The organism is Rhizobacter sp. P2_H2 (genome assembly GCF_056403375.1).
Genome location: NZ_JBFUFP010000110.1, coordinates 1 through 9,652, shown reverse-complemented (window position 1 = coordinate 9,652; position 9,652 = coordinate 1). Strand labels below are relative to the sequence as shown.

Below are 9,652 nucleotides of genomic sequence, written 5' to 3'. Positions count from 1 at the left end.
GCCTGGATCGCACTGATGGGAGCCGCCTGTACGACGCAGGTCCCGACGTCGAGCGAACCGCTCGCCGCGGTGGGCGGGTCAACGCGTGCGACCCTGGCGCCCGTGAAGCCCGTKACCGAGGTGCTGTGGGGTACGCCGGTGACGGACAACTATCGCTACATGGAATCCATGGATCCATTGACCGTGGAATGGATCCGATCGCAAGGGACGCATGCGCACGCCGTCCTTTCGGCCATTCCGCAGCGTGCCGCGCTTGAAGCAAGGATCGCGGCTTTCACGGCCAGCTTCGGGCTGACGAAAGGCTACGTTGCTCGCGGCGGACGAGCCTTCTACGAGGAACGTGCGCCGGGGTCCGATGTCTTCGATCTCGTCGTGAACGACGACGCCGGCAAGCGCAAGATCATTGATCTCGAAGCACTGCGCGCATCCACGGGTGGCGCGCCCTACGCGATTGACTATTTCGTCGTCTCTCCAGATGGCTCGCGCGTCGCCGCCGGACTTTCACAAGGCGGATCCGAGGCGTCATCGATCTTCGTCCACGACACCGCGACCGGGAGGCTGGTGGCCGGTCCGCTCGATCGCGCAGACCCGGGCTTCGCCGCCTGGAGCTCCGATTCCCAACGCCTCTATGTGACTCGGCTGAAGCAACCTGCCGTCGGCGAAGACGCGTCTGAAAAATACCGCAACACCACGGTTGACTCCTGGAACATGAAATCCGAGCCGATCAGGATTCTGGGTTCGACCGCAGGTCGCGGGCCTTCACTCTCTGCTGACGAAACCCCCGTGCTCGACATCTGGCCGACGTCGTCCCTGGCGATAGCGTCTTCGCTGAACGGCACGCAGAGCGAACTGGCATTGTGGACAGCGCCCGCATCGAGGTTGAACGACGAGAAGCTCGCGTGGGAGCCGCTGGCTGCGCGCACGGACGACATCACGGCGGTGAAGGCGGCCGGCGATACGCTGTATCTGCTGTCGCACAAGAATGCGCCGACGTTCCAGGTGCTGGGTGTCAAGGCGGGCCAGCCGCTGTCGGCGGCCAAGGTGCTGGTGCCTGCGCAGGAGAACCGTGTCATCGAATCAATCCATGTGGCGGCGGATGCCCTGTATGTGCTGGCGCGCCATCGCGCCTATTCCGTGCTGTTGCGCCTCCCGCATGCCTCGGGGGGAATCGAGGAGGTCGCGCTCCCCTTCAAGGGATTGGTTCTCGAGGCGTTTGCCGATGCGCGCCAGATGGGAATAACGCTCAATGTGCAGAGCTTTGTCGTCCCGCCATCGACCCTCTCATACGATCCGACGAGAAAATCCTTTGCCGATCTGAAGCTCGGTGTGACGCCGCCTTACGACTCCAGCCGCTACACGGTCCACGACCTGGACGCCAAAGGGCACGACGGCGTGAGCATCCCGGAGACGCTGATCCACCGCAGGGACATCAAGGGCCCGCAGGTTGTCGTCATCCAGGCGTACGGCGCCTACGGGATTTCGCAGCTGGCCAACTTCAGCTTTCGCACGGCCAGCTTCCTTGAGGCCGGCGGCGCTTACGCGTACTGTCACGTCCGCGGTGGTGGCGAGTTGGGCGAGGCATGGCGCCTCGCTGGAAAGGACGCGAGCAAGCCCAACTCCTGGCGCGACCTGATTGCCTGCGCTGAAGATCTCATTGCACGCGGCTACACGACGAGGGACAAGCTGTTTGCCTTCGGAGGGTCCGCCGGCGGCATCACGTTGGGGCGTGCACTCACCGAACGACCCGATCTGTTCGCCGGGGTGATCGCCATCGTTCCAGGTGTGAACACGCTGCGGCAGGAGTTCCAGCCGGTCGGGCCGCTGAACATTCCGGAGTTCGGAACCATCGAGACGGAGAGTGGTTTCAGGAACCTCTACGCGATGGACTCGATCCAGCACGTGCGCCCCGGTGTCCAGTATCCCGCGGTGCTGATCACTTCCGGGTTGAATGATCCACGCGTCTCCCCGTGGGAACCGGCGAAGTTTGCCGCTGCGTTGCAGGCGTCGGGATCGGTACGCCCCGTGCTGCTGCGAATCGACGCGGAAAGCGGGCACGGTTTCGGAAACACGAAGTCGCAGGACGATGCGCTCCATGCCGACATGTGGGCCTTCGTGTTCTGGCGCGCGGGGCTTCCTGGGTGGCGGCCGCGCCGCCGATGTAGATCGGGTCGCCGACGCCTGACAGGTGACTGAAGGTGTTGGGGCGCCTGGGTCCGTCAACGCCGGTACTCATGCATCACCTCGCGGTCTTTCCCGGATCGCTTGGCTTCGTAGAGAGCCATGTCCGCGGCTTCGATGAGCTGAAGAGATGAGCCGCCGCGTTGCGGGATCGTCGAGGCGCCGCCGACGCTCACGGTAAGGTGCCGGGCCACCGTCGAACCGCCATGCACCAGTTGAAGGTCCCGCACTGCCCCGCGAAGTTTTTCAGCCATGAAGCTTGCTCCGGTCAGCGGTGTGGTCGTCATGATCAGTGCGAACTCCTCACCACCGTAACGGGCGACCAGATCGGTCGACCGGTTGGCATTCAGCTGCAAGGTGCTTGCCACCTGCTTCAAGGCCTCGTCTCCACCCAGGTGGCCGTAGGTGTCGTTGTACAGCTTGAAGTCGTCGATATCAATCATCAACACGGAAAGCGGGCTTTGGTCGCGCAATGACCGGCTCCATTCCAGTTGGATGTGTTCGTTGAAATAGCGCCTGTTGCAGATCTCGGTGAGTCCATCCAAGTGGGTCAACCGCTCCAGCTCGATGTTGGTCTCCGTCAGTTGTTGCTGGCTCTCGCGCAGGGCCCGGTATGCTTCGTCGCGCTGCAACTGGTTCGAGTACGACTTGGAGTGGTAGCGGATGCGCGCGACCAGCTCGATCTGGCTCGGCAGCTTGACGAGATAGTCGTTGGCGCCGGCTGCGAACGCATCGCCCTTCACGGCCGGGTCTTCGGTGGTCGACAGCACCACGATCGGAATCTCGCTGGTGGCCGGATTCGCGCGGTATCGGCGAACCAGCGTCAAACCGTCGATGCCGGGCATGACCAGGTCCTGCAGGATCACCGTCGGCCGGATCTGCTCGGCCACCGCGATCGCCTTCGCCGGATCGGAGCAATAGTGGAAATCGATGCCCGGCTGGTTCAGCAGCGTGCGGCGCACGGCCTCTCCGACCATCGCCTGGTCGTCGACCAACAGCACCATGACGGGGTAGTCCTTCGCCGCGAATGGCGTCGGCGCATCGAGGTTCTTCGTTTCAAGGTTGACCATCATGACCCCCTGGTTCTGGTTTGATGGAAAGCGCAGCGCGCAATCGAGGCGCGATCGCGTCGATGGGCAGGACATCCACCGCGGCGTCCAGCGCTGCAGCGGCCCTCGGCATGCCATAGACGGCGCAACTCGCCCGGTCCTGCGCGATGGTGTGGTGCCCCTGGTCGCGCAATGCCTTCAAACCGAGCGCGCCGTCGCGCCCCATGCCGGTCAGCAGCACGCCGACGACGTCGCCCGGCCACAGGGCACACGCACTGTGGAAGAACACGTCGACCGACGGGCGGTAGACATACTCCTGCGGGATGGGCGTGTACGCAAGTCGCTCACTCGTCACAAGCCGCAGATGGTCATTGGTGGCGGCGAGCAGCACCGCGCCGCGGGTCGGCCGATCACCCTCCCGGGCGACCTGAACCGGCAGCACCGAATGCTGTCCGAGCCACTCCGCCATGCCGGCGGCGAACTGCTCGTCCACATGTTGGACGATGACCACGGCGGCAGGGAAGTCCGCCGGCAGACCGCGCAGCAGCGTGGCCAGCGCCGCCGGCCCACCCGCGGATGCGCCGATCGCGACCAATGGCTGTGGACGGGTCCCGCGCTTCGCCGAAGCAGCCCGGGCGACCATGGCGCTGACCGGGACGCTGTCGCCGATCAGCTTGCCGATGATCTCGATCTTGGCCAGCAGGGGCGCGGCGCCCGCACGGAGGTCACTGCCGACCAGCGCCGGCGTATCGACGACATCGAGTGCACCGTGGCCCATCGCATCGAAGATGCGAGCGGTGTTGATACCCATGTTGGCGGTGACGAGCAGGATGGCGCACGGTGTCTCGGCCATGATTCGGCGCGTGGCTTCGACGCCGTCCATCACCGGCATCAGCAGGTCCATGAGCACGAGGTCGGGCCGCAACTCGGCGCAGCGCTGCACCGCCTGCGCGCCGTTCTCGGCGACCCAGATGATGCGGTGTTCCGGCCGCAGCGCCAGCACGCGCCGCAAGGCCTCCACCGCCATGGCCATGTCGTTGACGATCGCGATCTTCATGCGACGGCCTCGCCGATCAGGTCGGTGGCCGCCTGCAACAGCGTCTCGTCGTGAAAGCTGCCCTTGGTCAGGTAGTGGTCGGCCCCGGCCTCCAGCCCGCGCCGGCGATCGTCGGCGCGATCCTTGTACGACATGATCATCACCGGCAGCGACTTCAGGTTCGGATCCTTCTTGACCAGCGTCACCAGCTCGATGCCATCCATTCGTGGCATGTCGATGTCGGTCACCAGCAGGTCGAAGTGACCGGTGCGCACGGCGTTCCAGCCGTCCATGCCGTCGACGGCGACCTCGACGTCGTAGCCGTGCTGCGCAAACAGCTTGCGTTCGAGCTCCCGCACCGTCAGCGAATCGTCGACCACCAGCACGCGCTTGCGCCTCTTGGTGTCGGCTGCGTTGGCGCCCGGTGACGCCTGGCTCAGGTGGCCTGACGCGATGAGCTTCTGGACCGAACGCATCATGTCATCGATGTCGATGATGAGCACCGGCGATCCATCCTCCATCAGCGCACCGGCGCTGATGTCCTTGACCTTGCCCAGGCGCGGGTCGAGCGCCTGCACCACGAGCTCGCATTCGCCGAGGAAGCGGTCCACCACCAGGCCGTAGATGTCCTCGTGGTCGCCGACGACGATGACTGACAAGTCGCCACCCGCTGCCTTCGGCTCGCCCGCCTGCAGGATCTGGTGCGCAGTGACGAGGCCGACGCGTCGCCCGTCGACGTCGACGTGCTGCCGTCCCTCGAGGACTTCGACTTGCTGCGGAGCGAGTTTCAGGGCGCGAAAGATGCGTGCCAACGGGAAGGCGTACGGCTCGCCGCCGATGTGCACGAGCAGGGTGCGGACAACCGATAGCGTGAGCGGCACTTGCAGTTGAAAGCGCGTCCCGAGGCCGGCCTGCGTCGACACGCGGACGCTGCCGCGCACCTGTTTCACCATGTCCTGCACGACGTCGAGCCCGACGCCGCGCCCGGACACTTCAGTCACGCGCTGGCTGAGCGTGAACCCCGGCAGGAACAGGAACTCCAGCAGCTCGGACTCCGACAGCTCTGCCGCGAGCTCGGCCTTGGCGTGATTGCGCTCGACCACGGCGCGGCGCAGCGCGTCGAGTGCGATGCCGCGACCGTCGTCGGACACGGTGATCTGCAGCGCCCCTGCGCTGTGGCGGGCTTCGAGCTGCACGACGCCTTCCGCAGGCTTGCCCACGGCGCGACGCTGCTCGGGCGATTCGATGCCATGGTCGAGCGCGTTGCGCAGCAGGTGGCCCAGCGGTGCGTCCAGCCTCTCGAGCATGTCACGGTCCACCGGCGTAGCGGCACCGACGATGTCGAGCCGGACCTGCTTGCCGAGCGAGCGACCGAGGTCGCGCAGCATGCGCGGCGTGGACTGGACACCGTCGGCGAACGGCCGCATGCGACAGGCCACCGCTTCGTCGTACAGCCGGCGCGACAGATCGGCCGAGCGCCGCTCGAAGGGCTCCAGGTCGACCAGCCCCTGCGCCAACAGCTGCTCGCACTCGAGTACGCGGCGCCTGATCTCGTGCAGTGCGGCCCGCGATCGCTCTTCCACGGTCGCTGCCGGCCCATCGTCGAGCAGGGCATCGATTCTTTGCACGGACTCGTGCTGCAGCCGCTTGAGCCGCAGCAGCGAGGTGGCGAAGGGCTTGAGCCAGCGAGCGGCCACCAGGGATTCGCCGGCCAGGCCGAGCAATCGGTTCAGGCTGTCGGCGGTAACGCGCACGACGCGGCCCGAGGTGTCGCGCGCGGCCATGACTGTCTGGCGGGTCGGCAGGACGTCGCTTGGCGGCGCCGGCGCAGCCTCGTTCGGCGCCGGGCCGTCTTCGCCATCGGCCTGCATGGCGCGTGTCAGCGCCTCGACAAAGGCCTTCACTTGAGTCTCGTCAGCGTGGTCCGTCCCGGAGGTTCGAGCGAGGCGTGCGAGCAGATCCACACCGCCGAGCAGCGGGTCGATGTGGCTCTGGCGCAATCGCAGCTGCCCTTCCTGTGCGGCGACGAAGCAGTCTTCCATCGCGTGGGCCACGCGCACCGCGACGCCGAGGCCGACGATGCTGGCGGCACCTTTGAGCGAATGGGCGGCGCGCATGCAGGCCTCGAGCTGGTCGGCCGCTTCCGGGTCCCGCTCCAGGGCCAGCAGTCCCGCCGTCAGCAAGGGCGTGTGGTTCTCCACTTCGATGCGGAACAGCTCCAGCATCGACAGCTCGCTGAGATCTTCGCTGCTCAAGCCAGGCTCCGTTCAAGTGTGTAGAACAGCAGTTGTTCGTCGAGAAGGCCGACGGCGCGCTGTTCCCAGGTCAGGACCGCTTTGGAATAGGTCGCCGTCGCGCGGGCGACGGTGGTGGGCACCGCCTGCAATGTGCCCGGATCGAAGCGCTGGACGCCGCGCATTTCATCGACAGTGAAGCCCAGGCGATGGCCGTCGAGGCCGATCACCACCAGGCGCCGTGATGCGAGGCGTTGCCGTGCGTGCCCGGCCTCGCCCGCCTGCGCTGTGCCGACCAGGTCAAGCACGCTGCCCAGCGAGACGCAGACCAGCAGTTCGCCGCGCACATTGGCAACACCCTGCACGACGCCGTCGCGGCGGTTCGGCAGCGAATGAATCGCCGGCAAGGCGACGACCTCCTGGAACACCGGCGTCGGCAAGGCCAGCCATTCCGTGCCGATGCGAAAGATGACCACCGAGCCCGCATCGGCCCGCCGTGCCTCGGGAGCGTGTGCCATGTGGCGGGTGCAATCGGCGAGGTAGTCGGGTGGCGCTTCCCGATCCAGCAGGGCCAGCGCGGCGGCGGCACGCGCCGGGTCGACAGCGATGATTGACGCGGCCTGCATGTCAGGCCTCGCCGCCTCGATGCAGCCGGCTGGCCCGCCGCTGCAAGCGCTGCGCGCCGGCCGTGTCGCCCTGCTTTTGCAGCAACAGCGCGAGGTGGGTCAGCGCCTCGTGGAGATTCGGGTCCAGGTAGAGCGCCTTGCGGTACTGGTCGGCAGCATCGTCCGTCTTGCCGCTCGCATCCCGGACCAGGCCGAGCAGGTTGAACGCCTCGGCCGTGGGACCGTGCTCGCGCAGATGCGCTTCGCAGTGCGCCGCGGCCTCGGCGAGGTGACCCTGGTCGGCAAGGCGCCGTGCGTGGTCGATGCCCGTCGACGCATCGGCCCGTGCAGACGCCCTCGGCGCGGCAGCGGGCGGCGCCGCTCGGGGCCGAGCGGACTGCGGGGCCGCCAACGCCGGCGCTCGGACGGGCCTGGATGGCGCAGGGGTTGCGCGCAACTTGATGACGCTGCCGGGCACTGGCCCCTTGCGGAAGGCGAACGCGAGCGGAAGCTTCGCAGAGATGAATCCGTGGTCCGACAGCAGGGCCGTCTCCGACGGGCCGACGAACAACCAGCCCCGCGGCGCGAGCAGCCGGCCCAGCACCGCGAGGGCGCGGTCCTGCGTTGCGCGGTCGAAGTAGATCAACACGTTGCGGCAAAAGATGACGTCGTAGAGTTCCGCTCCGGCAACCAGGCCGTCCAGCAGGTTGCCGTGCCGAAATTGCACCAACTGGCGCACCGTGTCGGCCGGACTGTGGCCGCCTGCGGTGGCGACGAAATGGCGATCGCGGAAAGCCAGGTCGTTGCCGCGAAACGAATTGCGGCCGARCACTGCACGCTGTGCTCTCGCCAGCGCACGGTTGCTGATGTCGACGGCATCGAYGCGCAGCGCGCTTGCCTGGAAGCCGGCGTCGAGCAGCGCCATGGCCATCGAATAGGGCTCTTCTCCCGTGGAGCACGGCACGCTCAGCAGGCGCAGCACGCCCTGTGCCTGATGGGACGACCCCTCATCGCGGACCAGGCGCGCCAGCGCCACGAAGGACGCCGGGTCACGGAAGAACCAGGTTTCCGGAACGACCACCGCCTCGATGAGTTCCTGCAATTCGGTGCCCGAGCCGCTGAGCCGCTCCCAATACGCCTGTGCGTCGGCCAGCCCGCAGGCCGACAGCCGCTCCTGCACCGCGCGCTCGACGGACGCCGAACCGATGGAGGCCGCGTCCAGGCCCATCGTCTGCTTCAGCAAGTGCTCGAAACGGGCGGTGTCCATCACGCCGCCGTGGCCTCGTCGAACAACAGCGCACGCAGCGACGGTGGCAGCAGGCGCTGCACCTCGATGCGCTGGATCAGCCCGCGCGCGTCGGCAGTCACCCGGCCGAGATAGGACGCCGCGTCGACGCTGACGCCGGGCGCTACGAAGTCCTCCGGGTCGCGACGCAGCGTTTCTGTCGCCCTTTCGGCCAGCAGGCCGAGCAGGTGCGGCCCGCCGACGGGGTCGGGGCCAGGGTGGGGGTATTGCACAAGAACGATGCGCGTGCTCAGCCGGTTGGCCGACGGGCGGCCGAGCGCGAGTTCGCTCAGGTCGATGACCGGCACCGGGCCGCCGCGGTATTGGCACAGGCCGGCCACCGACGACGGCGCGTGGGGGATCGCCTTCACGCCGAGCCGGGGCAGCACGGCGACGACCTGACCCGCATCGAGCGCGTAGCGTTCACTGCCCAGCTGAAAGAGGAGGAATAGCATCCGGCGGGCCCTCGCTCATCAAGCCTCCACCAGTTTGAAGCGCGAGACGCCGCTGCGAAGGCCACCGGCGGCCTGGTGCAAGCCGTCGATCGCCTGCCCCGACTGGCGCAGCGAGTCGACGGTCTGCTGGGCGGCTTCGGTCAACTGTGTCAGCGCCTGGCTGATCTGCTCGGCGCCACTCGCCTGCGCCTGCACGCCTTCATTGACGGCCTCGAAGCGCGGCGCCAGCGCCTGCACCTGCGCGATGATCTGCGACAGCTGCGCGCCGACCTGCTGCACCTCCTGCATGCCGCGGCGCACCTCTTCGGAGAACTTGTCCATGCCCATCACGCCGGCCGACACAGCGGACTGCATCTCCTTGACCATCTGCTCGATGTCGTAGGTGGCGACGGCGGTCTGGTCGGCGAGCCGGCGGATCTCCGTGGCAACCACGCCGAAGCCACGCCCGTATTCGCCGGCCTTCTCGGCCTCGATGGCCGCGTTCAGCGACAGCAGGTTGGTCTGGTCGGCCACCTTGGTGATGGTGGTGACGACCTGGTTGATGTTGCCGGCCTTGTCGCTCAGCACGGCGAGCTTGGCGTTGATGGCCCCGACGGCCTCCATCACGTTGTGCATGGTCTCGGTCATGCGCTGCAGGCCTTCCTGCCCGCCGCCCGCAAGCAGGGCGGTCTCCTCGGCGACGTGCGACACCTCGCTCATCGTCTTCACCAGCTCGCGCGAGGTGGCGGAGATTTCCTTGGAAGTGGCGCCGATCTCGGTGGTCGTGGCGGCGATTTCGCTGGCGGTGGCCTGTTGCTCCTTGGACGTGGC

8 protein-coding genes are annotated in these 9,652 nt (G+C 67.1%); 1 reads left to right on the top strand and 7 read right to left on the bottom strand.

What is annotated here, in order from left to right; all coding sequences use genetic code 11:
- A partial coding sequence (locus tag AC1D15_RS09305) for a prolyl oligopeptidase family serine peptidase (protein ID WP_477825757.1) occupies positions 1–2,193 on the top strand: 2,193 nt, incomplete at its 5' end.
- A 23-nt stretch (positions 2,194–2,216) separates the two neighbouring features.
- Here the strand turns inward: AC1D15_RS09305 and AC1D15_RS09300 are convergent.
- From AC1D15_RS09300 to AC1D15_RS09270, 7 genes are all read right to left on the bottom strand, one after another.
- Positions 2,217–3,251: a diguanylate cyclase domain-containing protein gene (locus tag AC1D15_RS09300; RefSeq protein WP_477825756.1), complete on the bottom strand. Its 1,035-nt coding sequence runs from the start codon at positions 3,249–3,251 to the stop codon at positions 2,217–2,219.
- A complete protein-coding gene (locus AC1D15_RS09295; protein WP_477825755.1) occupies positions 3,235–4,284 on the bottom strand; it encodes a chemotaxis response regulator protein-glutamate methylesterase in 1,050 nt (349 codons plus the stop codon). Before AC1D15_RS09295 ends, AC1D15_RS09300 begins: the two co-directional genes overlap by 17 nt.
- Entirely contained in the window at positions 4,281–6,518 is a 2,238-nt protein-coding gene (locus AC1D15_RS09290) for a hybrid sensor histidine kinase/response regulator (protein WP_477825754.1), read from the bottom strand. Before AC1D15_RS09290 ends, AC1D15_RS09295 begins: the two co-directional genes overlap by 4 nt.
- Positions 6,515–7,123 carry a chemotaxis protein CheW gene (locus AC1D15_RS09285; RefSeq protein WP_477825753.1) on the bottom strand — a complete coding sequence of 203 codons (609 nt, stop codon included), beginning with the start codon at positions 7,121–7,123 and terminating at the stop codon, positions 6,515–6,517. The genes AC1D15_RS09290 and AC1D15_RS09285 overlap by 4 nt, the downstream gene beginning before the upstream one ends.
- Before the next feature lies 1 nt (position 7,124).
- A complete protein-coding gene (locus tag AC1D15_RS09280) occupies positions 7,125–8,369 on the bottom strand; it encodes a CheR family methyltransferase (RefSeq protein WP_477825752.1) in 1,245 nt (414 codons plus the stop codon).
- Positions 8,369–8,842, bottom strand: a complete 474-nt coding sequence (locus tag AC1D15_RS09275) for a chemotaxis protein CheW (RefSeq protein WP_477825751.1) — start codon at positions 8,840–8,842, stop codon at positions 8,369–8,371. The genes AC1D15_RS09280 and AC1D15_RS09275 overlap by 1 nt, the downstream gene beginning before the upstream one ends.
- Positions 8,843–8,860: 18 nt before the next feature.
- The coding region (locus AC1D15_RS09270) for a methyl-accepting chemotaxis protein (protein ID WP_477825750.1) at positions 8,861–9,652 on the bottom strand (792 nt) is incomplete at its 5' end.

Bases quoted from the DNA above. Each gene is read 5' to 3' on its own strand.
- AC1D15_RS09300 (WP_477825756.1), bottom strand. From the start codon at position 3,251: ATGATGGTCAACCTTGAAACGAAGAACCTCGATGCGCCGACGCCATTC.
- AC1D15_RS09295 (WP_477825755.1), bottom strand. From the start codon at position 4,284: ATGAAGATCGCGATCGTCAACGACATGGCCATGGCGGTGGAGGCCTTG.
- AC1D15_RS09285 (WP_477825753.1), bottom strand. From the start codon at position 7,123: ATGCAGGCCGCGTCAATCATCGCTGTCGACCCGGCGCGTGCCGCCGCC.
- AC1D15_RS09275 (WP_477825751.1), bottom strand. From the start codon at position 8,842: ATGCTATTCCTCCTCTTTCAGCTGGGCAGTGAACGCTACGCGCTCGAT.